The organism is Phenylobacterium sp. (assembly GCF_965284355.1).
GTDB lineage: Bacteria > Pseudomonadota > Alphaproteobacteria > Caulobacterales > Caulobacteraceae > Phenylobacterium.
Window position 1 is genome coordinate 4,126,898 of record NZ_OZ260078.1, and the last position, 23,478, is coordinate 4,150,375.

26 protein-coding genes are annotated in these 23,478 nt (G+C 69.8%); 11 read left to right on the top strand and 15 right to left on the bottom strand.

Annotated features, from left to right (window positions below):
* Positions 1–57: 57 nt before the first annotated feature.
* The 3 genes from xdhB to uraH are packed head-to-tail and all read right to left on the bottom strand — an operon-like array spanning position 58 to position 4,157.
* Positions 58–2,373, bottom strand: coding sequence for a xanthine dehydrogenase molybdopterin binding subunit (gene xdhB / locus ACQ66R_RS20295; protein WP_430424947.1), 2,316 nt, complete (start codon positions 2,371–2,373; stop codon positions 58–60).
* Positions 2,366–3,814, bottom strand: a complete 1,449-nt coding sequence (gene xdhA / locus ACQ66R_RS20300) for a xanthine dehydrogenase small subunit (protein WP_430424949.1) — start codon at positions 3,812–3,814, stop codon at positions 2,366–2,368. The genes xdhB and xdhA overlap by 8 nt, the downstream gene beginning before the upstream one ends.
* A 1-nt stretch (position 3,815) precedes the next feature.
* Complete coding sequence (gene uraH / locus ACQ66R_RS20305) at positions 3,816–4,157, bottom strand: hydroxyisourate hydrolase (protein WP_430424951.1); 342 nt, start codon at positions 4,155–4,157, stop codon at positions 3,816–3,818.
* A gap of 111 nt (positions 4,158–4,268) precedes the next feature.
* Between uraH and puuE the strand changes: the two genes are divergently transcribed.
* The 6 genes from puuE to ACQ66R_RS20335 are packed head-to-tail and all read left to right on the top strand — an operon-like array spanning position 4,269 to position 7,923.
* Positions 4,269–5,180: an allantoinase PuuE gene (gene puuE / locus ACQ66R_RS20310; RefSeq protein ID WP_430424953.1), complete on the top strand. Its 912-nt coding sequence runs from the start codon at positions 4,269–4,271 to the stop codon at positions 5,178–5,180.
* A 3-nt stretch (positions 5,181–5,183) separates the two neighbouring features.
* On the top strand, positions 5,184–5,987 hold the full coding sequence (locus tag ACQ66R_RS20315) for a dienelactone hydrolase family protein (protein ID WP_430424956.1): 804 nt from the start codon (positions 5,184–5,186) through the stop codon (positions 5,985–5,987).
* Positions 5,984–6,433 (top strand): 2-oxo-4-hydroxy-4-carboxy-5-ureidoimidazoline decarboxylase, encoded by a 450-nt coding sequence (uraD, locus tag ACQ66R_RS20320; protein ID WP_430424958.1) that lies wholly within the window; start codon positions 5,984–5,986, stop codon positions 6,431–6,433. The genes ACQ66R_RS20315 and uraD overlap by 4 nt, the downstream gene beginning before the upstream one ends.
* Before the next feature lie 9 nt (positions 6,434–6,442).
* Complete coding sequence (alc, locus tag ACQ66R_RS20325) at positions 6,443–7,429, top strand: allantoicase (protein WP_430424960.1); 987 nt, start codon at positions 6,443–6,445, stop codon at positions 7,427–7,429.
* A 36-nt stretch (positions 7,430–7,465) separates the two neighbouring features.
* Positions 7,466–7,663 carry a CopG family transcriptional regulator gene (locus ACQ66R_RS20330; RefSeq protein ID WP_430424962.1) on the top strand — a complete coding sequence of 66 codons (198 nt, stop codon included), beginning with the start codon at positions 7,466–7,468 and terminating at the stop codon, positions 7,661–7,663.
* Positions 7,651–7,923: a type II toxin-antitoxin system RelE/ParE family toxin gene (locus ACQ66R_RS20335; RefSeq protein WP_430424964.1), complete on the top strand. Its 273-nt coding sequence runs from the start codon at positions 7,651–7,653 to the stop codon at positions 7,921–7,923. The genes ACQ66R_RS20330 and ACQ66R_RS20335 overlap by 13 nt, the downstream gene beginning before the upstream one ends.
* On the opposite strand, the gene ureG is transcribed toward ACQ66R_RS20335, so the two are convergent.
* From ureG to ACQ66R_RS20375, 8 genes are read right to left on the bottom strand one after another with little or no spacing between them, the layout of a single operon-like run.
* On the bottom strand, positions 7,920–8,540 hold the full coding sequence (ureG, locus tag ACQ66R_RS20340; protein WP_430424966.1) for an urease accessory protein UreG: 621 nt from the start codon (positions 8,538–8,540) through the stop codon (positions 7,920–7,922). The genes ACQ66R_RS20335 and ureG overlap by 4 nt on opposite strands.
* Positions 8,537–9,193 (bottom strand): urease accessory protein UreF, encoded by a 657-nt coding sequence (locus ACQ66R_RS20345; RefSeq protein ID WP_430424968.1) that lies wholly within the window; start codon positions 9,191–9,193, stop codon positions 8,537–8,539. The genes ureG and ACQ66R_RS20345 overlap by 4 nt, the downstream gene beginning before the upstream one ends.
* Positions 9,183–9,638 carry an urease accessory protein UreE gene (locus ACQ66R_RS20350; protein WP_430424970.1) on the bottom strand — a complete coding sequence of 152 codons (456 nt, stop codon included), beginning with the start codon at positions 9,636–9,638 and terminating at the stop codon, positions 9,183–9,185. Before ACQ66R_RS20350 ends, ACQ66R_RS20345 begins: the two co-directional genes overlap by 11 nt.
* A complete protein-coding gene (gene ureC, locus ACQ66R_RS20355; protein ID WP_430424972.1) occupies positions 9,635–11,338 on the bottom strand; it encodes an urease subunit alpha in 1,704 nt (567 codons plus the stop codon). The genes ACQ66R_RS20350 and ureC overlap by 4 nt, the downstream gene beginning before the upstream one ends.
* Entirely contained in the window at positions 11,338–11,643 is a 306-nt protein-coding gene (locus ACQ66R_RS20360) for an urease subunit beta (protein ID WP_430424974.1), read from the bottom strand. The genes ureC and ACQ66R_RS20360 overlap by 1 nt, the downstream gene beginning before the upstream one ends.
* Positions 11,640–11,846, bottom strand: coding sequence for a HupE/UreJ family protein (locus ACQ66R_RS20365; protein WP_430424975.1), 207 nt, complete (start codon positions 11,844–11,846; stop codon positions 11,640–11,642). The genes ACQ66R_RS20360 and ACQ66R_RS20365 overlap by 4 nt, the downstream gene beginning before the upstream one ends.
* Positions 11,847–11,858: 12 nt before the next feature.
* Positions 11,859–12,161, bottom strand: coding sequence for an urease subunit gamma (locus ACQ66R_RS20370; protein WP_296595799.1), 303 nt, complete (start codon positions 12,159–12,161; stop codon positions 11,859–11,861).
* Entirely contained in the window at positions 12,161–12,985 is an 825-nt protein-coding gene (locus ACQ66R_RS20375; protein WP_430424978.1) for an urease accessory protein UreD, read from the bottom strand. The genes ACQ66R_RS20370 and ACQ66R_RS20375 overlap by 1 nt, the downstream gene beginning before the upstream one ends.
* A 217-nt stretch (positions 12,986–13,202) precedes the next feature.
* Between ACQ66R_RS20375 and ACQ66R_RS20380 the strand changes: the two genes are divergently transcribed.
* Genes ACQ66R_RS20380 through upp form a run of 3 tightly spaced genes read left to right on the top strand, consistent with a single transcriptional unit; the run spans position 13,203 to position 16,267 of the window.
* Entirely contained in the window at positions 13,203–14,459 is a 1,257-nt protein-coding gene (locus ACQ66R_RS20380; RefSeq protein ID WP_430424979.1) for a GTP cyclohydrolase II, read from the top strand.
* Positions 14,460–15,626 (top strand): URC4/urg3 family protein, encoded by a 1,167-nt coding sequence (locus ACQ66R_RS20385; RefSeq protein WP_430424981.1) that lies wholly within the window; start codon positions 14,460–14,462, stop codon positions 15,624–15,626. It abuts the gene before it with no gap.
* Positions 15,627–15,637: 11 nt separating this feature from the next.
* Positions 15,638–16,267: a uracil phosphoribosyltransferase gene (gene upp, locus ACQ66R_RS20390; RefSeq protein ID WP_430424983.1), complete on the top strand. Its 630-nt coding sequence runs from the start codon at positions 15,638–15,640 to the stop codon at positions 16,265–16,267.
* Between the two features lie 378 nt (positions 16,268–16,645).
* Here the strand turns inward: upp and ACQ66R_RS20395 are convergent, their stop codons facing one another.
* Positions 16,646–17,815: a CaiB/BaiF CoA transferase family protein gene (locus ACQ66R_RS20395; RefSeq protein WP_430424984.1), complete on the bottom strand. Its 1,170-nt coding sequence runs from the start codon at positions 17,813–17,815 to the stop codon at positions 16,646–16,648.
* Between the two features lie 113 nt (positions 17,816–17,928).
* Between ACQ66R_RS20395 and ACQ66R_RS20400 the strand changes: the two genes are divergently transcribed.
* On the top strand, positions 17,929–19,197 hold the full coding sequence (locus ACQ66R_RS20400; RefSeq protein WP_430424986.1) for a TetR/AcrR family transcriptional regulator: 1,269 nt from the start codon (positions 17,929–17,931) through the stop codon (positions 19,195–19,197).
* 37 nt (positions 19,198–19,234) lie between these two features.
* Here ACQ66R_RS20400 and ACQ66R_RS20405 read toward each other — a convergent pair whose 3' ends face one another.
* Entirely contained in the window at positions 19,235–21,292 is a 2,058-nt protein-coding gene (locus tag ACQ66R_RS20405) for an alkaline phosphatase D family protein (protein ID WP_430424988.1), read from the bottom strand.
* Between the two features lie 132 nt (positions 21,293–21,424).
* On the opposite strand from ACQ66R_RS20405, the gene ACQ66R_RS20410 reads away from it, so the two are divergent.
* The gene (locus ACQ66R_RS20410; protein WP_430424990.1) at positions 21,425–21,928 is read left to right on the top strand and encodes a winged helix-turn-helix transcriptional regulator; all 504 of its coding nucleotides are present in this window, start codon (positions 21,425–21,427) and stop codon (positions 21,926–21,928) included.
* On the opposite strand, the gene ACQ66R_RS20415 is transcribed toward ACQ66R_RS20410, so the two are convergent.
* Both ACQ66R_RS20415 and ACQ66R_RS20420 read right to left on the bottom strand, forming a co-directional pair.
* The gene (locus tag ACQ66R_RS20415; RefSeq protein WP_430424992.1) at positions 21,925–22,635 is read right to left on the bottom strand and encodes a methyltransferase domain-containing protein; all 711 of its coding nucleotides are present in this window, start codon (positions 22,633–22,635) and stop codon (positions 21,925–21,927) included. The genes ACQ66R_RS20410 and ACQ66R_RS20415 overlap by 4 nt on opposite strands.
* 65 nt (positions 22,636–22,700) lie before the next feature.
* Positions 22,701–23,390, bottom strand: coding sequence for a YceI family protein (locus ACQ66R_RS20420; protein ID WP_430424994.1), 690 nt, complete (start codon positions 23,388–23,390; stop codon positions 22,701–22,703).
* Positions 23,391–23,478 lie beyond the last annotated feature (88 nt).

Genomic DNA, 23,478 nt, shown 5'->3' on the forward strand with positions numbered 1-23,478 from the left:
ACCACCCTTCGGGCGGTCCCCCTCCCCCTACGGGTGAGGAGGTTGATCGATGGGAGCCTACCCATCGGCGCGCGTCCGCACGTCGTTGATCGCCGCGAGGATCCGCTCGGGCGTGGCGGGGGCGTCCAGGTTGGGCATGACCTTGTGCCCCCCGACGCTGGCGACCGCATCGGTCAGGGCGGAGAACACCGAGATTGCCAGCATCAGCGGCGGCTCCCCTACGGCCTTGGAGCGATGGACCGTGTTCTCGCGGTTCTCGCCAGGCTGCCAGATGGCCACGTTGAAGGCGTCCGGCCGGTCGCCGGCGGTGGGGATCTTGTAGGTCGACGGGGCGTGGGTGGTGAGGCGGCCCTTGGCGTCGAACACCAGCTCCTCGGTGGTCAGCCAGCCCATGCCCTGGATGAAGCCGCCCTCGATCTGGCCCAGGTCGATGGCCGGGTTCAGCGAGCGGCCGACGTCGTGCAGGATGTCGACGCGGGTGACCTTGTTCTCGCCGGTCAGGGTGTCGATCGCGACCTCGGAACAGGCGGCCCCGTAGGCGAAATAGTAGAACGGCCGGCCTTTGTGGGTGGTGCGGTCGTAGGCGATGTCGGGCGTCTTGTAGAAGCCGGTGGCCGAAAGCGAGACACGGGCCAGATAGGCCTGGTTCACGAAGTCGCGGAAGCTGAAGAGGTCGGCGCCGACCTGAACGCCGTCGGCGGTGAAGACCGGGTCGTGACCCCATTGCGAGCGCGCCCAGGCGGCGAGGCGGGCCTTGATCTGCTCGCAGGCGTCCAGCGCCGCCATGCCGTTGAGGTCGCTGCCCGAGGAGGCGGCCGTGGCCGAGGTGTTCGGCACCTTGTCGGTGCGGGTCGACGTGATCCGGACCGAGGCGAGCGGGACCTGGAAGGCGTCGGCCGCGACCTGGGCGACCTTGATGTTCAGACCCTGGCCCATCTCGGTCCCGCCGTGGTTCAGCAGGATCGAGCCGTCGGTGTAGACGTGGACGAGCGCGCCGGCCTGGTTCAGGTGGGTGGTGGTGAACGAGATGCCGAACTTGACCGGCGTGAGCGCCAGGCCGCGCTTCAGTTGGTGGTTCTCGGCGTTCCAGCGCTGGATGGCGGTCCGGCGGACGCGATAGTCGCAGCTTTCCGCCAGCTCGGTCATGATCGGGTGGATCACCGCATCGGTGACGGTCTGGCCATAGGGCGTGAGATCGCCGGCCACGCCGTAGAGGTTGGCCAGACGCACATCCAGCGGGTCCTTGCCCAGGGCGAGGGCCACGGCGTCGAGGCCGCGCTCGATCGCCATCATCCCCTGCGGGCCGCCGAAGCCGCGGAAGGCGGTGTTGGAGACCGTGTGGGTGCGCGTGCGGTGGCTGACGATCTCGGCGGCCGGCAGCGCATAGGCGTTGTCGGCGTGGAACATCGCGCGGTCGTTGATCGCGTGGCTGAGGTCGGCCGAGAAGCCGCAGCGCGAGGCGAACTCGAACGCCGCGCCGTGCAGGCGGCCGTCGCCGTCGAAGCCCAGCTCCCAGTCGATCTCGAAGTCATGGCGCTTGCCGGTCAGCGCCATGTCGTCGTCGCGGTCGAGGCGAATCTTGGCGGGGCGGCGGGTGACCCTCGCGGCCAGCGCGGCCATGGCCGCCCATTGCACCGACTGGGTCTCCTTCCCGCCGAAGCCGCCCCCCATGCGCCGGACTTCGACCGTGACGGCGGAGTCCTGGCAGCCCAGCACGCGGGCCAGGATGTGCTGGGTTTCTGTCGGATGCTGGGTGGAGGTCCAGACGTGCAGGTCGGCGCCCTCGCCGGGGATGACCAGCGCGACCTGACCTTCGAGGTAGAAGTGCTCCTGGCCGCCGACCTGCAGATGGCCGCGGGCGCGATGGGGGGCCGCGGCGATGGCGGCCTGGGCGTCGCCCAGGCTCATTGTCTGGCTGGGCTCGATGAACGAGCCGGCGGCGAGAGCGGCGTCGGCGGTGAGGAGCGCTGGCAGATCCTCGTACTCGACCACGGCCAGGGCTGCGGCGGCGCGGGCTTTGGGCAAGGTCTCGGCCGCGACGCAGAACAGCGGCTGGCCCAGGAACTTGACCTCGCCGTCGGCAAACAGCGGATCGTCGCCGGCAAAGGGGCTGATGTCGTTCTTGCCCTGGACGTCGGCGGGGGTGAGGACGGCCACGACGCCGGGCGCCGTGCGAACGGCCGAGAGGTCCAGCTTGGTGATGCGAGCGTGGGCCCGGGCGGACTGGCCGGCGTAGAGGTGGAGCAGCCCCGGCGGCTCGGGGATGTCGTCGATGTAGAGCGCCTCGCCGGACACGTGACGCGGGGCGCTGTCGTGGCCGATGGGCGCGTTCAGGACGGGGAGTGCGCGGAGGCCTGCGCCAGAGTCAGCCATAGGCCACCGCCTCGGCCTCGCGGACGCTGGACGCGGCGCCGGTCGCCTCCAGGAAGGCCCGGCGCAGCAGGTTGCGGGCGGCGTCCAGGCGGTAGTCGGCCGAGGCGCGCATGTCGGTGATGGGGATGAAGTCCTGGGCCAGGGCCTCGGCGGCGGCTTCGACGGTCTCGGCGGTCCAGGGGCGGCCGATGAGGGCGGCTTCCGCGACGGCGGCGCGCTTGGGCGTGGCGGCCATGCCCCCGAAGGCGATCCGGGCGTCGGTCACCTGGCCGCCTTCGACGCCGACCGACAGACCCAGGCAGACCGCCGAAATATCCTGGTCGAAGCGCTTGGAAAGCTTGGCGATCTTAAAGATTCGACCCGCTTCCGGCTTCGGCACGATCACCGCCTCGACGAACTCGCCGGGCTGCCGATCCTGGTGTCCGTAGGCCAGGAAGTACGCCTCCAGAGGCAGCTCGCGGCGCACGGGGCCTTTGCGCAGCACCAGGGTCGCGCCGGCCGCGATCAGGGCGGGCGGCATGTCGCCGATGGGCGAGCCGTTGGCGATGTTGCCGCAGATGGTTCCGAGGTTGCGCACTTGCAGGCCTCCCAGCCGCCGCAGGAGTTCGCCGTACTCGGGATGCAGGCCCGCCAAGGTGGCGTGCGCGTCGGCGTAGCGGACGCCGGCGCCGATACGGATCGTGTCGCCATGATCGTCGATGGCGCGCAGGTCGGCCGCCTCGTTCAGCGAAACGAGGGTCGCCAGATCGCGATGCTGCTTGGTCACCCAGAGGCCTACGTCGGTGCCGCCCGCCAGCACGGTGGCGTCCGGATGCGCTTCCAGGATCGCCGCCATATCGTCCGCTGAGCGGGGCGCGAAGAAGCGGCGGCCCTTGTGCTCCAGCGCGAGTCCTTCTGTCGGCCGGATGGCGGCGAGGGCGGTCGACAGGGCGGGGATGTCGGCCGCGTCCGGATCCGCGCCCATGGCTTCGCCGGCCGCCAGGATCGGGCCGTAGCCGGTGCAACGGCACAGGTTCCCCGCCAGGGCATCCTTGAGGCTGGCCGCATCGGTGGCCGCACCGTCGCGCTGGGTGGCGTAGAGGCTCATGACGAAGCCCGGCGTGCAGAAGCCGCACTGGCTGGCGTGGGTGTCGACCATGGCCTGCTGCACCGGGTGGAGGTCGTCCTCGCGGCCCAGGCTCTCGACGGTGAACAGGGCCCGGCCATCCAGCATCGGGGCGAAGAGGATGCAGGCGTTCACCGCGCGGAAGCGGACGGTATCCGCGGAGAGTTCGCCCAGCACCACCGTACAAGCGCCGCAGTCGCCCTCGGCGCAGCCTTCCTTCGTGCCGGTGCGGCGCAGGTGGTAGCGGAGCAGGTTCAGGACCGTCAGCGTCGGGTCGGTATCTGCCGGAAGCTCGCGGACCTCGCCGTCCAGCAGGAAACGGATCGCTCGGGTCACCCTAGCTGCCCCGGTAGGTGGAGTAGGCGTAGGGGCTGACCAGCAGGGGCACGTGATAGTGCGCGGTCGGGTCGGCGATGCCGAAGTCGATCACCACGGTCTCTAGGAACGCCGGGTTGGGCAGGGCCACGCCCAGGTCGCGGAAGTATTCGCCGACGTCGAATTCCAGGCGGTAGGCGCCGGGGGTCAGGGTCGCCGCCGTCAGCAGGGGCTTGTCCACGCGGCCGTCCAGGTTGGTGATGGCCTCGACCAGCGTCTCGTCGCCGCGGCGCAGGCGCAGCGACAGGCCCGACGCCGGCTGGCCGTGCATGGTGTCTAGGACGTGGGTGGTCAGGCCGCTCATCTGGGTTCCATTACACGCGGCCGCTCAGAATCCGCCCGGAGGCTCGGAATTGCAACACTGGCGCAGGATTGCGACGGTGGAGCCCAAGAGAAGCCTGCTAAGCGGTCATCCATGCCCGACCATTCCTATCCCCGCGACCTGATCGGCTACGGCGCAGAGCCGCCGCACGCGGCCTGGCCGGGCGGGGCGCGGATCGCGATCCAGATGGTGCTGAATTATGAGGAGGGCGGAGAGAACTCGGTGCTGCACGGCGACGCCGGGTCCGAGACGTTCCTCTCCGACATGATCAACCCCGCGCCGGTGATGGGCGCGCGGCACATGAGCATGGAGCAGATCTACGAATACGGCAGCCGCGCCGGCGTCTGGCGGCTGCTGCGCCTGTTCCAGAAATACGAAACGCCGGTGACGGTGTTCGGCGTGGCGATGGCGCTGGAGCGGCATCCGGCGGTGGTGGACGCGTTCCTGAAGGCCGGTCACGAGATCGCCAGCCACGGCTGGCGTTGGATCAACTATCAGGACGTGCCCGAGCGCACCGAGCGCGAGCACATGCTGCGGGCGATCGACATCCACCGCCGGCTGACCGGCGAGCGGCCGCTGGGCTGGTACACCGGCCGCACCAGTCCCAACACGCGCCGCCTGGTCGCCCAGGACGGCGGATTTCTCTACGACGCCGACGACTATTCCGACGATCTCCCGTTCTGGACGACGGTCGAGCGCCAGCCGCACCTGATCGTGCCCTACAGTCTGGAGTGCAACGACATGCGCTTCTCGGGGACAGGTCTGAACACCGGCGAGCAGTTCTTCCAATACCTGAAGGACACCTTCGACGTGCTGTATGAAGAGGGCGCCGAGCGGCCGAAGATGATGAGCGTGGGGCTACATTGCCGCCTCGCCGGGCGGCCGGGGAAGCTGGCCGGGCTGGAGCGGTTCATCCGCCACGCGCTCACTCACCAGGACGTCTGGTTCTGCCGCCGCATCGACATCGCCCGGCACTGGCGCGCCACCCATCCGTACGAGGCCTAGGTCATGAATTTCCGCACCTGCTACGTCGCGTTCGAGACCGGGGCCGAGCCTTCGCTGACCGTGGCGGCGCGGCTGGACGTGCCGACCTCCGATGAGCCGATCGCGCCCGTGCCTGCGGTGGTGATCTGCCATGGCTCGGACGGCGTCGATGCGCGCGGGCGCTATCATGCTCAGGCCCTGCAAGCCGCGGGGTTCGCCACGCTGGAGCTCGACATGTGGGCCGCCCGCGGGGTGACGCGCGGCGCGCCAGGGCGGCCGAAGACCGTGCCCGAGACCCTGCCGGACGCCTTCGCCGCCCTGGCGTTCCTGGCGCGCCAGCCGGAAGTCGATCCGGCCCGGATCGCCATCATGGGCTTCTCGTGGGGTGGCGTCGTCAGCGTGCTGAGCGCCACGCGGCGCTATGCGGACGCTCTGGCCCCGTCGGGCCTCCGGTTCGCCGCCCACGCGGCCTTCTATCCCGTGCTGTGGAGCTACAACCGCGCGCCGGGCCACGAACTGCGCGACCTGACCGGCGCGCCGCTGCTGATCCACGCCGGGGCAGCGGACGCCTACGACACGCCCGAGGTCTGCGACGCGTTCCTGGGCGGATTGGCGGCGGCCGACCGGGCGCATGTGGAGCTGGTGGTCCATCCGGGCGCCACCCACGCCTTCGACCGTGACATGCCGGCCAAGACGATCCACGACCCCTACGCCCACAACGGCAAGGGCGGCCCCGTGCGGTTCGAATTCGATCCCGCGGCGGCGGCGGCGGCGAGCGCCCGCGTGGTCGAGGTGTTCCGCGGTGCTTTCGCGAAGGCGTCGTCGTGACGCGAGACGCGTTCCTGGCCCGCTACGGCGGCGTGTACGAGCATTCGCCCTGGGTCGCCGAGGCCTGCTGGCCGCCGCCGGAGGATCTGGCGGGCGCCATGCGCGCGGTGGTGGACGCTGCGCCGCGCGAGCGAAAGCTGGCGCTGATCCGGGCGCATCCAGAACTGGCCAGCCGCGCCAAGATGGCGGAGGCGTCGGTGAAGGAGCAGGCGGGCGTTGGTCTCGACCAGTGCACGCCCGCAGAGTTCGAGGCCTTCCAGCGCCTGAACGCCGCCTACAACGCCCGCTTCGGCTTCCCCTTCATCTATGCCGTGAAGGGCGCCACGCGCGCCGAAATCCTGGCCGCCTTCCAGGCGCGGCTGAGGAACGATCCCGAGACCGAATTCGAGACGGCGATCGCCCAGATCCACCGGATCGCCGGCTTTCGCCTCGCCGACCTGTTGTAGAGTGGGCCCATGATCTTCGACGACCTGCGCCGCCAGTATGTGGACCTCGCCCAGCCGCGCCTGGGCAGCGAAGTGGTCTACGCCACCGACGACTTCTTCGCCGACAAGAGCCGGCTGATCGACCCCGCGCCGCCGGTGTTCATCCCCGGCAAGTACGACGACAACGGCAAGTGGATGGACGGCTGGGAGAGCCGCCGCAAGCGCACGCCCGGCCACGACTGGTGCGTCATCCGCCTGGGCGTCGCGGGCGTGGTCGCCGGCTTCGAGATCGACACCAGCCACTTCACCGGCAACTACCCGCCGGGCGCTGAGATCGAGGTGTGCCGCTCGGACGAGACGAACCCGGAGACCGGCTGGGTGAACGTCACGGGCCGACTGTCGCTGAAGGGCGACGATCGGATTTACTTCCCGGTCGAGCACGACACCCCGATCACCCATGTGCGGCTGCATATCCATCCGGACGGCGGCGTGGCGCGGCTGCGCGTGTGGGGCCGCGTCGACCCCGACTGGACGAAGGTGGGCGCGGACGAGGCGGTCGATCTCCTGGCGGTGGCTTGGGGTGGCCGCGGGATCATCGCCAACGACGAGCACTATGGCGCGGTGGGCAACCTGACCGCGCCGGGCCGCGGCGTGAATATGGGCGACGGCTGGGAGACGCGGCGGCGCCGCGAGCCCGGCCACGACTGGGCGGTGCTGGAACTGGGGACGTTCGGCGTGATCGAGGAGGTCGTCGTCGACACGGCGCACTTCAAGGGCAACTACCCTGACCGCTGCTCGATCCAGGCGACGCGGCGGGCGCACGGGACGCCGGCTGAGATCGCCGAACAGGCGCACGGCTGGCCGGTGTTGTTGCCCGAAGTAAAGCTACGGGCGGACCACGTGCACACCTTCCGCGACGAGTTGGCGGCGCTGGGGCCGGTGCGGTTTGTGCGGCTGAACATCTATCCCGACGGCGGCGTCAGCCGGCTGCGGCTGATGGGCAAGGTGGTGCGATAGTTCACTTTGTGTTCCGGGCGTGATAGGCTTGAACCCATGACTGAGAAGCCACCGGGATTCGAGGAAGAGCCGGGCGTGTTCGACATCGCGGACGATGAGGCTGATGAAGTCGCAGCCCTCGAAGGCGAAGCCCAGTTGGACGCCGGCCAGTATGTCAGCCATGAAGCGGTCGTGCGCTGGCTTCGCTCGTGGGGAACGCCCAACAAGCTGCCGCCTCCGAAGTGCGGCGAGTAGTCTGGTCGCCGCGGGCGCTGGATGATCTCGGGGCGATTGAGAACTACATTTCGAGCTTCAATCCGATTGCGGGCCGCGCCTTGGCCGGGCGAGTGATTGACGCAGCGAACAGCTTGGCGGAGTCGCCGAACCGCGGTGTGCCCGCCAGTCGCGGAGCGCGGCACTTGACCATCGTACAGCCCTACCTGATCCGATATCGCGTACGTGCGGGTCGTGTCGAAATCATCACGATCCGCCACGGCGCTCGTCGCCCGCTCTAAGCCGCCCGCGCGGTCGGCAGTCCGCCCGCCTTCGCCAGGAACGCGATCACCTCGTCCAGCCCCGACTGCCGGGTCAGGTCGGTGAAGACGAAGGGGCGCTCGCCGCGCTGCGTGCGGGCATCGGAGTCCATCACCGACAGGTCGGCGCCCACGTGCGGGGCCAGGTCGGTCTTGTTGATGATCAGGAGGTCCGAGCGGGTGATGGCCGGGCCGCCCTTGCGGGGAATCTTCTCCCCCTGGCAGACGCTGACGACGTAGAGTGTGAGGTCGGCCAGGTCGGGGCTGAAGGTGGCCGCCAGGTTGTCGCCGCCGCTCTCGATGAAGATCACGTCCAGGCCGGGATGGCGGCGGGTCATGTCGGCGATGGCCGCGAGGTTCAGCGACGCGTCCTCACGGATGGCGGTGTGCGGACAGCCGCCGGTCTCGACGCCCAGGATGCGGTCCTCGGGCAGGGCCTGGAGGCGAGCCAGGATCAGGGCGTCCTCCTGGGTGTAGATATCGTTGGTGACCACCGCGATCGACCAGCGGTCGCGCATGGCCTTGCAGAGCTTCTCCACCAAGGTGGTTTTGCCCGAGCCGACGGGGCCGCCGATGCCGACGCGCAGGGGCCCATTCATGATCCGAACAACCTTCCGTCCAGGGTCTCGTGGCGCATGGACGCGATGTCGGAGACCAGGCTGGCCGACCCTAGGTCGTCCAGGGTGGATGCGGCCGCGCGGTTGGCGGTGCGGATGATCACTGGCTCCAGGGCGGCCAGCACCTGTAGCGCGTCCGACTGGCCCAGCGGCACGGCGCGTACGGCCACGCTGACAAGGTTCGCGCCGAAGGCGTGCAGCCAGGCGGTCAGCGCGGGCTCCAGCGGCAGGCACGCGGCGCCGGCCGCCGCGCCGAGGGCCACGGGGTAGGGGGCGCTCAGAATCGGCGGCGGGTTCCAGGCGGCGACCGCTTTCAGGAACGCCTCGCCCTGGCTCATCGTCTCCTTGCGGCGTTCGAGCGAGGGGCAGAGCGCCTCGGCCAACTCGGCGATATCGTCCAGCGCAACGTGGTCCTCGGCGGTGACGGCGGTCCAGGCGGCCTTGACCAGCACCGCGTCGCTCCAGGCCGAGCCGTGCTCCATCAGGCCCGCGATCCAGCCGGTGAGCGAGCGGACGTCGCTGACCGCCCCCTCGCGGATCGCGGTCTCCAACCCGTGCGAGAAGCCGAACGCGCCGGTCGGGAAGGCCGGCGACAGCCAGGTCAGGAGGCGCAGCAGGCGCGCTTCAGTGGGCATGCGAATGCCCTCCATGGTCATGATAGGCGCCGCTCTCGGGGTCGAACGGGGCCTCGATTTCGCGGACGTGAGCGCCCTGGTGCTCGAGCATGTGGGCGATGACGTGGTCGCGGCGGATCAGGATGCGGTCAGGGAATACCTGGGCCGCCAGATGGCGGTTGCCGATGTGCCAGGCCAAGCGCAGCAGGTCGGCGGGCGAATGGGCGGTGACTTCCAGCAGCGGCTCGGCCTTGGCCACCACCTGCATCACGCCGCCCCCCGGAAGCTGCAGGCCGTCGCCGTGCCGCAGGTGCGTGGCCTCGGCCAAGTCCAGCAGATACTCCGAGCCGGAGGCGCCGGTGAGCACGATGCGGCGGCGATGACGCCCGTCGTAGTCCAGCGTCACGCTGTCGGCGGCGGCGCCGGTCCAGGCCCCCGCGGGCAGGATGTCGGTGATCGTGATCAAAACAGGAAGTACCTCTGGGCCATGGGCAGAACGTCGGCCGGCTCGCAGGTGAGCAGTTCACCGTCGGCGTGAACTTCGTAGGTTTCCGGGTCGACCTCGATCACTGGGGTGACGCTGTTGTGGACCATCGAGGCCTTGGAGAGGCCGCCGCGGACGTTCTCCACCGCCACCATCTCCTTCCAGAGGCCGAGCCGTTCCGGCAGGCCGCTGTCGATGGCGAGCTTTGAGGTGAAGACGATGGACGAGCGCGTCACGCTGCGCCCGTAGGCCGCGAACATCGGCCGATAGTGGACCGGCTGCGGCGTCGGGATCGAGGCGTTGGGGTCGCCCATGGGGGCCGCGGCGATCGATCCGCCCAGCAGCACGAGGTCGGGCTTCACGCCGAAGAAGGCCGGGCTCCACAGCACCAGGTCGGCGCGCTTGCCGACCTCGACCGAGCCGATGTGGGCGCTCATGCCGTGGGCGATGGCCGGATTGATGCTGACCTTGGCGATGTAGCGCTTCACGCGGAAATTGTCGGCCGGACCGTCGCCCAGCTTGCCGCGCTGCCTCTTCATCTTGTCGGCGGTCTGCCAAGTGCGGATCAGCACCTCGCCGACACGGCCCATGGCCTGGCTGTCGGACGAGATGATCGAAAGCGCGCCGAGGTCGTGCAGGATGTCCTCGGCGGCGATCGTCTCCTTGCGGATACGGCTCTCGGCGAAGGCCACGTCCTCGGGGATCGACGGGTCGAGGTGGTGGCAGACCATCAGCATGTCGAGGTGCTCTGCCAGCGTGTTGCGCGTGTAGGGCCGCGTGGGGTTGGTCGAGCTCGGGATGACGTTCGGCAGTCCCGCCACCTTCAGGATGTCGGGCGCGTGCCCGCCGCCGGCGCCTTCGGTGTGGAAGGCGTGGATCGTGCGGCCCTTGAAGGCGGCGATCGTGTCCTCGACGAAGCCGCTCTCGTTGAGGGTGTCGGTATGGATCATCGCCTGGATGTCGTGGTCGTCGCAGACCGACAGACAGCAGTCGATGGCGGCGGGGGTCGTGCCCCAGTCCTCGTGAAGCTTCAGTGCGCAGGCGCCGGCCGCGACCTGCTCCACCAGCGCGCCGGGCAGGCTGGCGTTGCCCTTGCCGGAAAAGCCGAGGTTCATCGGGAAGGCCTCGGCGGCCTCGATCATCCGCTGCAGGTGCCAGGCGCCGGGGGTGCACGTGGTAGCGGCGGTGCCGGTGGCGGGGCCCGTGCCGCCGCCCAGCATGGTGGTGACCCCGCTCATCAGCGCCTCCTCGATCTGCTGGGGGCAGATGAAGTGGATGTGGGCGTCCATGGCTCCTGCGGTCAGGATCTTGCCTTCGCCGGCGATGACCTCCGTGCCGGGGCCGACCACGATGGTGACGCCGGGCTGGATGTCGGGGTTGCCCGCTTTGCCGATCGCGTGGATGCGGCCATCGCGCAGGCCCACGTCGGCCTTCACGATCCCCCAGTGATCGACGATCAGGGCGTTGGTGATGACGGTGTCGACGGCGCCCGACGCGCGGGTGGCCTGAGACTGACCCATGCCGTCGCGGATCACCTTGCCGCCGCCGAACTTCACCTCCTCGCCATAGGTGGTCAGGTCGCGCTCGACCTCGATGAAGAGCTCGGTGTCGGCCAGTCGCACGCGATCACCGACCGTAGGGCCAAACATGTCGGCGTAGGCGGCGCGACTGATCCGGCTCATCAGAGTTTGCCCATCACGCCCTGACGGAAGCCGTAGACCTCGCGGCGGCCCGCCAGCGGCACGAGCGAGACCTCGCGCTCCTGTCCAGGCTCGAAGCGGACGGCCGTGCCGGCGGCGATGTCCAGGCGCTGGCCCCTCGCGGCGGCCCGGTCGAAGCGCAGCGCCGGATTGGTTTCGAAGAAGTGGTAGTGGCTGCCCACCTGGATGGGCCGGTCGCCCGTGTTGGCCACGCGCAGCACCGTCACCGGCGCCCCGGCGTTCAGCTCGATGTCGCCGTCGGCCGGGATGACCTCTCCGGGGATCACTTGCGCGCTCTCGCCTGGGCCCGCCGCCATTGCCACGCGCCCGCCACGGCCAGCACGACGAGGCCGGCGAGGGCCAGGATGTGGTCGGGCTGGGTGAGCAGGTGGCGCGCCTGTTCGGCCAGCGTCAGCGTCTCGTGGTGGCCTTCGTGGGCCAGGGCCGGGGTAGCTGTCAGGGCCAGAAGGGCGGGAAGCAATCTACGCAACGGGGCGTCTCCTCAACGTATCGGATGGTGGACGGTGACCAGCTTGGTCCCGTCGGGAAAGGTGGCCTCGACCTGCACGTCGTGGATCATCTCGGCGATCCCCTCCATGACCTGGGCGCGGGTGATGACGTGAGCGCCGGCCTCCATCAGCTCGGCCACCGGGCGGCCGTCTCTAGCGCCCTCGACGACGAAGTCGGTGATCAGCGCGATCGCCTCGGGGTGGTTGAGCTTGACGCCGCGGGCAAGGCGCTTGCGGGCGACCTCGGCGGCCATGGCCACCAGCAGCTTGTCCTTCTCGCGAGGGGTCAGGTTCATCAGGTGCTCCAGACCCGGGGCAGGGGGGCGCCGTCGCGCAGCACGGTAAGCGCGGGGATGAGGGCCCGGCGCAGGGCGAAGCCGTCCGGAGCGACCACGCGGGCGAAGAGCTTGCCGTCGAAGGCGCTGGCCCCGCCCAGGGGGCCCAGCGCCGCACGCACGGGCGCAAGGAACCGGGCGGCGTCATCGGCGACCAGCAGCATCGAGGCGAAGGCTGGCGCTCCGGCCAGGATCGGCGCGCCGACGGCGATGTCGGCCACCGCGCCCTCCAGCCGCAGGTCGTCGGCGAACACCAGGCGGCCCTCGCGGCGGATACGCCAGCGGTCGCGCAAGCAACCCGTGCGCACCGTCTCGTCCATGGCGGTACGGCCCAGGATCACGGCCTCCACGGCCAGAAGCTGAGCGCCCTCGGCGAGGTCGGCGTCCAGCGTGCGCGTGAGACCGCCGCCGTCGAACAGGATCGTCTCCTGCGGCAGCCAGTCGACGCGCGCATCGTCGCCGAGCGTCAGGGTCGTACGCACCTCGGCGACGCCGTCGCGAGCGCGGTAGACCCTCTCGCAGGCTTGGCTGGTCAGCGTCAGGCGTGCGCCGGAGCCCGCTTCGGCGGCCCATTCCAGCCGGTCGCCGCCGGTGACGCCGCCGGCGGAGTTGATGAGCACCGCTTCGAGGTTGGCCGCCTTGGGCAGCCGGATCTTGCCGCAGCCGTCCTGGTAGAGCCGCGACAGTCGCGTGGCGCCGTCCTCGGCCCGCACCGCGATCCGCGCGCAGCCGCGGGCCCGTTGCAGGACGGGCAGGTCTGGCAGCGAAGCAGGCCCTTGGATCATCGACACACCCTGCGGTGGTCCCGGTGAGTGTCCAGACAACCCCGTCCTCCGCAGGGCCGTCAATCGCGGGCGCCTGTTTTTTGGGCGACGGCTTTGGACACCCTGGTTCAGAGTTTGTTGCCAACTCCGCGCACTAGGATCATCGTTCGCTCTCAAAGGCCCTGCGCCGGCGAACCCGGCGACAGGGCCTTTCCGACTCTGGAGGTTCGACACGCCCATGTCCGGCAACAGGACATCGCACATCCGTCTCACGTCCCACCCGGGCGGCGGGGCCACCAACCGCTTTCCCATCGCCTGGGACGCCAAGACCGCCCGCGAGCGAGGCCCGGTCGTGGCTACCGCCAACGCGGGCAGCGATCGCAACGCCATCGGCGCCCACGGCGGCGCCTACTCGGTCTACCGCGCCCTGGCCGTGGCCTCCGGCGCCATGGATCCGATGATCCGGCCTGAGCTGGTGAACACCCATCCGGTGGTTCCGGTGGGGCCGCACCCGCAGTGGAGCGAGCCCGGCAAGATCGTCTCTCTCGACCCCTGGGGCGCGCGCATCGCCGAGGACTTTGCCGCCGAGATCGCCGAGGGCGTCGACATCCGCCCGACCATCGCCGTGACCAAGGCCCGCATCACCCTGCCCGAGATCGCCGAGGCCATCCGCGCCGGCCGGCTGAAGCCCGACGGCAAGGTGTTGTACGAAACCGGCGACGTGGCGGTGACCAAGGCCGCGATCGATCCGGTCTGGCATCTGCCGGGCGTCGCCGCCCGGTTCGGCGTGGAGGAGCAGCAGCTCCGCCGCGTACTGTTCGAGCAGACGGGCGGCATGTACCCCGAACTAGTCACCCGGCCCGACATCCACGTGTTCCTGCCGCCGATCGGGGGCATCACGCTCTACATCTTCGGCGACGCCACGAAGCTGGGCGACACCCGCGTGCCGCTGACCTGCCGGGTGCATGACGAGTGCAACGGCTCTGACGTGTTCGGCTCCGACATCTGCACCTGTCGGCCCTACCTGACCCACGGCATCGAGGAGGCGACGCGCCAGGCCCAGGCGGGCGGCGCCGGCCTCATCGTCTACAACCGCAAGGAGGGCCGCGCCCTGGGCGAGGTGACCAAGTTCCTGGTCTACAACGCCCGCAAGCGCCAGCCGGGCGGCGACCAGGCAGCCACCTATTTCGAGCGCACCGAGTGCGTGGCGGGGGTGCAGGACGCGCGCTTCCAGCAGCTGATGCCGGACGTCATCCACTGGCTGGGCATCCGCCGGATCGACCGGTTCGTCTCGATGTCCAACATGAAGTACGACGCCCTGGTGGCGGGCGGCATCGAGATCGGCGAACGCGTGCCGATCCCGGAGGAGCTGGTGCCGGACGACGCCAGCGTCGAGATGGAGGCCAAGAAGGCCGCCGGCTACTTCACGCCCGAGGGCGCGCCCTCCGAGGATGACCTGAAGAGGGTCGTGGGCCGGGACCTGAAGGAATTCTAGGTGTCGACCCACGTTGAGACGGCGCGCCGGCTTCTCTCCGCCGCCGCGGTGCGCGAGCGCGCCCACGAGATGCTGGCGCTGGCCGAGGCTGGCGGCCTGACCGAATGGCGGCTGGACCTGTCGCGGCTGGAGGCGGCGGCCGACCTCACGGCCGAAACGGTGCGAGCCAACTATCCCGACCTGAAGGTGCCGTTCCACGCGCGTTGGCGGATGTTCGTGGCCGGTGGCCGCGACCTGTGGGCCGAGGCGGACAAGCCGTCCGATCCCATGGAGCTTGGGCGCACGGCGTTCGACCTCGTGATCCCCTCGGTGCTGCTGGATGCGGGGGCGGGGCCGACCTGGCGCTACGCCGATGCGGCCACCGGCGTCACCATCGGCCGCTCCGAGGGCCTGGGCATCGCGTCGCTGCGGATGTTCGAGGCCGGCGCGATGTCGTCCGATCCCAGCGATCCGTTGAAGGCCGATGCGCTGGAGCAGGTGACGGCCGCCGCCGTCGCCGAGCACTTCCAAGTCTGCGACGACAACCCGATGGTGGGCCTCGAAGGCCGCGCCGAACTGCTGCGCAGCCTGGGCCGGGCGGTGGGCCGGCCGGCGGCGCTGTTCGACATCATGGTGAAGCACGCCGAGGGCGGGAAGCTGCCCGCGCCGACGATCCTGAGCGTGCTTCTGGACGCGCTGGGGCCGATCTGGCCGGGGCGGCTGTCGCTCGACGGCCAGCCGCTGGGCGACTGCTGGAAGCATCCGGCGGTCGACGGCCATGTGCCGCTGCACAAGCTCAGCCAGTGGATGAGCTATTCGCTGATCGAGCCGCTGCAGTGGGCCGGGATCGAGGTCATCGACATCGACGGGCTGACGGGCCTCGCCGAGTACCGCAACGGCGGCCTGTTCGTGGACATGGGCGTGCTGGTCCTGAAGGACGCAGAGGACGCGGGCCGGGCGCACGCGGTCGACAGTCCGCTGGTCGTGGGCTGGCGGTCGCTGACGGTGGCCTTGCTGGACCGGCTGGCGCCGATGGTGCGCGACCGGCTGGGCCTAACCGCGGCCGAGTTCCCGCTGGCGCGGGTGCTGGAGGGTGGCTCCTGGGCCGCGGGCCGCAGGATCGCGAAGCAGAGGCGGGCGGACGGCGGCCCGCCCATCGCCGTTATCTCGGACGGCACCGTTTTCTAGGAGTGAGGGGCATGAAAGGCGTCACGGTCGTCGACCACCCGCTGGTGCAGCACAAGCTGACGCTGATGCGGAAGAAGGACACGTCCACCAAGAGCTTCCGTGAGCTGCTGCGCGAGATCGGCGCGCTGCTCTGCTACGAGGTCACCCGCGACCTGCCGGTGGAGCTGGTGGAAATCGAGACCCCGCTGCAGGTGATGCAGGCGCCGCAGCTGGCCGGCAAGAAGCTGGTGTTCGCGCCGGTGCTGCGCTCGGGCATGGGCATGCTGGACGGGATGCTGGAGCTGGCGCCGGCCGCCCGCGTCGCGCACATCGGGCTCTATCGCGACCCCGCGACGCTCAACTGCGTGGAATACTACTTCAAGGCCCCCGCCGACCTCGCCGAGCGGGTGGTCGTGGTGGTCGATCCCATGCTGGCCACCGGCAACACCGCCATCGCCGCGGTCGACCGGTTGCTCGAGGCGGGCGCGAAACAGATCCGCATGGCGTGCCTGCTGGCCTCGCCCGAGGGCGTCTCGAAGTTCCACGGCCATCACCCCGACGTCCACGTCTGGACGGCGTCGGTGGACGAGCGGCTGAACGATCACGGCTACATCCTGCCTGGCCTGGGCGACGCCGGCGACCGGATGTACGGCACCCGATGAGATCGGTTCAGAGCGCGTTGGGCGGAAGTGGAAGCCGGTTCCGACCGTGAAACGCGCTCCGCGAAGGAAGACGAGCCTGCTCACCGCAGGCTCGGCGGGATCGTTTGCCGGGAATCCGGGCGCCAGGAGAAAACCCTGCTTCGAACCTGAGCGTTGCGCGGCAAATCGCGGTCGCGGGGCGCGGCGCCATTTCCTCGCCATCGGAGTGGGCCTCAGATGGTGAAGCCCTCTCGGGGCGTTCTCCTTCCTCGAACTTCGGGCCGCGCGGCGAAACCTGCGCGGCCCATTTGTTTTCAGGCTGCGGCGACCCGCGCCTGGATCAGCTTGATCGCCGCGTGCGCCGCCAGGGCCGCGCCTTCCTGCCAGGCGCGGCGCCCCCTAGAGCACCGCGGCGATCTCGTCGGGGGTCAGGCCGGCGGCTTCCAGCACCTCACGGGTGTGCTGGCCCAGCTGTGGCGCTGCGGCGCCAACCGGCGGCGCGCCTTCGGGGAACCGCACCGGCGTGGCCGGCGCGCGGAAGCGGCCGCCCAGGCCGTCTTCCAGCTCGACGAAGCAGCCGGCGAGCTCGGCCCGCTCGGATGCGGCGTGCTCGGCCAGCGTGCCCAGCGGGCCCCAGGCGACGTCGAGTTCGTTCAGGCGCTCACCGATCTCCTCCAGCGTAAACCGGGCGAAGCCTTCGTCGCAGATGGCGCGGGCCTCGCGCACAACGTCCATGTCGAGCATGGGGATCTCGAAGCGCGGGTCGGCGACGACTTCGGGCCGATCGATGGCGATCATCACGTTGGTGAAGCAGTTCACGTTCTTGGGCACGATGACCAGGTGGCGGTCGTCCTTGGTGCGGAAGAAGCCCGAGATCGCCACCGGCCGCTCGTCGCGCGGCCCGTTGGTCTGCACCTCGCCGTAGTAGAGCTGCAGCGAGAGGTCCCAGCTGATCGCATAGCTGCCGGCGCGCAGGAGGCTGGTCTCCACCAGCCGACCCTTGCCGGTCGAGTGCCGCTCATGCAGCGCCGCGAGGATGCCGGCCACGGTGGTGATGGCGGTCACGTGGTCGCCGAAGCCCGGCCGCGACGCGAACGGCTCCTGATCGGTGGGGATCATCGCGCGGGCCACACCGCTGCGCGCCCAGAAGGCGGTGATGTCGAAGCCGCCCTCGTTGGCCCAGGGGCCGGTCAGGCCGAAGCCGGTGACGGCGGCGTAGATCAACTTGGGGAATTCGGGCTTCAGGGTCTCGTAGTCCAGGCCGATCTTCTTCAGCGAGCCGGGCCGGGTGTTGGTGACGAAGATGTCGGCGTCCTTCAGCAGCTTCTTCAGCGCCGCGCGGCCCTCGGCCTTGGTGGTGTCGAGCACCACGCCCTTCTTGCCGCGGTTCTCATTGGCGTAGATCGGGCTCTGGCCGTTTTCCGGATTGGCGAAGAAGGCGCGGGTGACGTCGCCCATGGGGCTTTCGATCTTGATGACCTCGGCGCCCCAGTCGGCCAGCACCGCCGCGCAGCTGGGACCCGCCACCCAGGTGGACATCTCCACCACCTTCAGACCCTGGAGCAGCATGGCGTTCCTTCCCGTACTTGTTGTTCGACACCTAGCCGCCCGCTGGGCTCGCCACAACTGACCCCACGGAAGGGGCCATGGAGGCGGGCGGCGAACCGCGCTAAGACGATCGCATGACAATGGCCGTCGGCGATGGGGCTTCGTCGGGAAGCCAGGCTGAGGACGCCGCCGCCGCGCGGCGGCCGCCGACGCGCCGCTACGAGGCCAAGCGCAACGCCATCGTCCGCTCAGCCGTCGAGGAGATGAACCGCAAGGGCGTGCGCGGCATGACCCTGGGCGATGTGGCCGCCCGCCTCGACCTCGTGCCGACCGCGGTGATCTACTACTTCAAGAACAAGGAAGAGCTGGCCGCCGCCGCCTTCCTGAAGGGTCTCGACGCCTATCACGCGATGATCGCGGCCCATGCCGACGCCCCGACCGACGCGGCGCGGCTCACGGCGTTCATCCACGCCTACTTCGAGCACGCCCGCCTCGTGGCCGAAGGCGGCGCCGATCCGCTGCCGGTGTTCAATGACGTGCGCGCGCTCAACAGCGCCGAGGTGAACTCGGCCTACGTCGACATGTTCCGGCGCTTCCGGGGCCTGCTGGCCGGGCCGGACGCGCTGCCCCGGCCGCACGGCAACGCGCGCGCCCATCTGCTGCTCAGCCAGGTCTTCTGGATCGCGGCCTGGCACTATCAGGTCGAGCCGGGGGACTATGCCCGGACCGCCGAGCGCATGGCCGCCATCCTGACCCACGGCGTGGTCCGCAAAGGCGCGCCTTGGCCCGAGCCCCGGCCGCTCGACCTGGCCCGCCGCTGCGAGGGCGCCGTCTCATCGTCCGAGCTGTTCCTGCGCGCGGCCACCCGCCTGATCAACGAGGAGGGCTACCACGGCGCCTCGGTCGAGCGGATTTCCGCGCGGCTCAACGTCAGCAAGGGCGCGTTCTACCACCACAACCAGACGAAGGATGAGCTGGTCGTGGCCTGCTTCGAGCGCACGTTCGAGACCATGTGGCGGGCGATCCACGCGGCCGAACGGGCGGGCGGCACGGGGTTGGAAGTGCTGGTCTCGACGGTCTCGGCTCTGATCGAGCACCAGATGAGCGGCGAGGCGCCGCTGCTGCGCACCTCGGCGCTGACGGCGGTGCCCGCGGCGCTGCGGGCCGGGCTGGTGCAGCGGTTCAACCGCATCTCCTACCGTTTCGCCTCGATCCTGTGCGACGGGGTGGCGGACGGCAGCTGTGCGCCGGTGGACGTGAACGTGGCGTCCCAGATGATCTCGTCCGCGATCAACGCCGCGGCCGAGCTGCACTACTGGACGCCGGGGATGCCGCCGCAGACCGTGGTGCAGCACTATGTGCGGCCGGTGTTCGAGGGCCTGGCCTCGCCCGCGGCGGGCTGAGAGGCACAGGGCGCGCTCCCCCAATCGCGCCTGCCCGTTAGATCGACAGCTCGGGATCGCCCTCCAGCACGGTCTGTTTGAGCCTGGGTTCGGCGCCTGGCGCCCACAGCGCCGCCTCGTGGCGGACGCGGTAGCGCAGCGGGCCGCCGTCGGGCGTGGCGCTGCGGGTCACGGGGCGCGGAATGCAGACGAAGTCGCAGGTCATCGCCTTGTCGGTCACCGTGACGTGGGCGTAGCCGTGGCCGCCGACGTCGAGGAAGTCGAGGTGCGGGGCGTTGTCGGGATTGCGCACAGCGCGGGCCCTCTGGAGGTCGCGGGTCTTGGCGTACTCCAGGCACGACGCCACCCCGTGCCGCATCAGCATGTTCGCCGTCACGTCGGGCCGTCCGCCGTCGGGGTGATCGACAAGGAAGAGGGGACGGAGCGGGTCGTCCTTCTTCATGTTGTATTGCAGCGCTTCGGCCATGCCGGGGGCCGAGATCGAGCCGGTGATGAAGGCCACGCCCACGGGCTCGAACCGTTCGGGCGGCAGGGCCTTGGCCGCGCGCCCGGCCCAGAAGCTGTGGCGGTCGCCCGAGACGGCCGCGAAGCCCGTGATCTTGTGGTCGCGCACGAAGTCGTAGATCTCGCCGCGCTCGACATAGGCCGCGCCGTGGTCGCCGCCGCCGAAGCCCGCGTAGCCCGTCCCAGGCCACTTCGGGAACGCGGCAGGCAGGTTCTGCAGATCGGTTCGCCGGTCGAGCACGCCCTGCGTGGCGCCCCACACCTTCCAGGTGGCGGTCGAGGCCTTGAGCCGTTTCAGGAACCACGCCTTCTGGGTGGCGCCCAGGATCGTCTGGGGCGGAGCGTCCTTGCAGACGTTCGGCACGTCCTGGTCGCCGAAGCGGAGGGTGGCGGGCGGCTGGCCGCCGTTGGCCGTGCATCCGGCGTCCAGCACCTTCTGCACGTCCTCGGGCATGAACTGCTGGTAGGGCCGCGGCGAGAAGGGCTCGGTTCCCTTTAGGCCCGTCGGCTCCTCCGAGCGATAGCTGTGCAGGTCGGTGAGGATCAGGTCGAGGTGGCGGCCGAACCTCAGGCTCCGATAGGCGGTCAGGGTGGCCAGCGCCGCCAGGTTGTTGGGCTCGGTCCCCAGGCCATGGTCATCGAAGGCGGTGATCGGTGTGTCCACGACCTTCGGCGCATCGAAGGCGTTGAGGCCGGCGCCCGGCTTGGTCACGCGGGCGGGCTGGAATTCGAACCAGGCCTGGTTGGCCGCGGCGCGGATCGTCTGGGCAGGAATGCTCTGCCCCCCGAACACCGCGATGCTCTGCCAGCCCTGCCAGCTGAACTCGTGGTTGTCGCCCATGGTGACGAAGGGCCAGCGGGCGCGGGCGTCCTGCAGATCGGGGTCCAGGAGGTAGGCCTCGTAGACCTGGCGATAGTCCTCGACCGTCACCGGGATGGTGAAGTTCGCGACTTTGCGGCCGGTCTTGTAGCGGACGATGTCCTTGTTCGTGCGGTCGTAGTTGGTGGGCGAGATCGCCGGATCGAAGACCAGCTCGTAGATGTAGTCCCCCAGGTGCAGGACGAAGTCGAGGCGCTCGCCGGCCGGGGCGCGTTCGTCCTCCCAGGTCATCCGGCGGTAGGCGTTCTGCGCCCCCTGCTGGACGTTCTGACAGGACACGAACGTGAAGCGGACGGGGCGGGGATCGTCTGCCGCGGGCGCGGTCAGCGTGCGGCCGATGCGGCTCCCGGCGCCCTGCGCGTCCGTGAAGCGGTACCAGTATTCGGTCGACGGCTTGAGGCCGCCCGCCAGCACCCGCGTGGTCCAGCCCAGCGCCGCCTTCGCCTCGGTTGGAGTCGTCGCAACCACGCGCCGGAACTCGCGGTCCTCGGCCACCTCGAGGGTGAGGGAGATCGCAGCGCCGTCGGCCGGACGGCGCGTCCACAGGATCACGCTGTCGGGCCCCGGATCGCCGGACGAAACGCCCTGCGGATAAAGGTCTCGCCGCTCGGTCCAGGCGACCTTTGACGGCGCGGCCTTCGCGCTCCAGGCGACGGCCGCGCCCATGGCGGCGGCGGAGAGGATGAAGCGGCGGCGGTCGGTGCGGGTCATGGCCCGGCAGACTGATCCGAATCCGCGCCCAGGTCAGCGGTTTTGCGGCGAGCGGCCCGGCAGCACCGCTTGGCGGGAGTATTGGAGCGGTGACTTGTATTCGAGGGGACCGATGCGAACATGCAAGCGGTCATGGCCGAGTCACACGCCTTCCGTTCCGGATGCCCGATCAACCTGACGCTCGAGATCCTCGGCGACCGGTGGAGCCTTCTGGTGCTGCGCGACATGATGTTCGGCGACCGCCGCCACTTTCGCGAATTGCTGGGCAAGTCCGAGGAAGGGATCGCCTCCAACATCCTGGCCGATCGGTTGAAGAAGCTGCAGGCCGAGGGGATGATCACCCGCGCCGACGACCCCACCCACAAGCAGAAGGCCATCTACAGCCTGACCGAGAAGGCCATCCAGCTGGTCCCGATCATGGCCATGGTGGGCGGCTGGGGCCGGCGGCACTTGGCGGTGACGGAAGATCTCTCGATCCGCGCTCAGCTACTCGAGGAGGGCGGGCCGGACATGTGGGACGCCTTCATGGACGAGCTGCGCCGTCGCCACCTGGGGCAGCCGGGCGAGGGCCGATCGGTGCTGGCGGAGCTGCGGGCCGCCTACGAGGAGGTCTGCGCGCGCAACCGCGAAGCCTAGAGCGGGCGCGGGTATTCGGTCCGCACGGCCTGGTCCATGTCCACGTCCCAGCGCAGCTTGTCAGCGTCGTAGTCGTGGGTCTTCCGCGCCAGCAGGCCGACGCCCAGGTTGGCGTGGAACCGCCGGATCTCGCGGGTCCGCGCATCCGCTTTCAGCGCATACATCTTGGCCGGTGCGCCCTCGCTGACCGACAGCACTTCGAAGCCTGCGATCGGCGCGAACAGGTGGGCCAGGCCCGCTTCGGGGAAACGCCAGAAATCCCACGGCAACTCATGCGGGGGCCAGGCCGGATGGGTGCCGACGAACACCAGGCCGCCGGGCTTCAGCACCTTGTTGATCTCGAGCGCCACCTTCCACGGAAAGACCAGGTGCTCGAAGACCGAGATCGAGAAGATCGCGTCCACCGAGTTCGGCGCGAACGCCTCCGAGAGGCGATGGACGTCCAGAACCTGGTCCACGCCTTCGCCCGGATGGACGTCGCATCCGACATAGCGCCCCGCGCCAGGGAAGAGGCCACGGCGGGTGACGCCGGTCACGTTGCGCGAGCCTAGCTCGACGATCGTGGGCGCATCCAATGAGGCCACGGCGGCGATGAACTGCGGGAAGACCGCGTCGTAAGGATCGGGCCGACGTCGCCATAGCGGGGCATGCAGCAGATCGACCACCGCCGCATGCGCCAGCGCCAGCCTGCGCTTGATCCGTGACATCGCGTCGGTCCCCCGATTCTGCCGGGGCAGAGTAGCGACCCAGCCCGGGCAGACCAGGGACGGCCTCACGGAGCCTTTGTGAACTCGGTTTCGATGATGACCTCGATCTCGTCGCCGACGCCGATGGTCGTGCCCGGCGCCGGGAGCCCTGCGGTCAGTCCAAAGTCAGAGCGCCGGAACTTGCCCCGCGCGGAGAAGCCGACACGGGCGTTAGGGTCCATCGCGCTGGGCTTGTAGCCGCCGTTGAAGGTGGTCTCGAGTACGACGGGCTTGGTGACCCCCTTGAGCGTCAGGTCGCCGGTCACGCGGGCGGTGCGCGGGCCCGTGGGCTCGACCTTGGTGGACTTGAAGGTGATCTGCGGATGGGCGGCTGCGCCCAGGAAGTCGTTCTGGATCTGGGCGTCGAAGTCGAGCTGCTTGGGATCGGGGTAGTTGGTCTGGAACGAACGGACGTCGATCGTGGCCGAGGCGCTCTGCGCCGCCGGGTTCGCCGGGTCGAAGTCCAGCACGCCGTCCACCTTGGTGAACCGCGCCGTGTAGAACGACAGGCCCATGTGCGAGATGCGGAAGTTCACGCTCGTGTGGCTGAGGTCCATCTTGTACTGGCCCGCCGGCGCATCGGCCGGAGCCTGGGCGACCGGCGCGGCCGTATCGACGGGCGCGGCGGCCGCGTCGGTCTTGGCGGCCCGCTCGGGGCGAGGCGAGCATGCGCTGAGGGCCGCGACGGCGACAATGAGGGGCAGGATGCGGGACATGGGGCGCTCCGGAGCTTTGGGACCCGCAGGACGTACGGGGCGTCCGTGATCCGACAAAGGCGCAGAGACGAAACACGCGTCGCAAGTT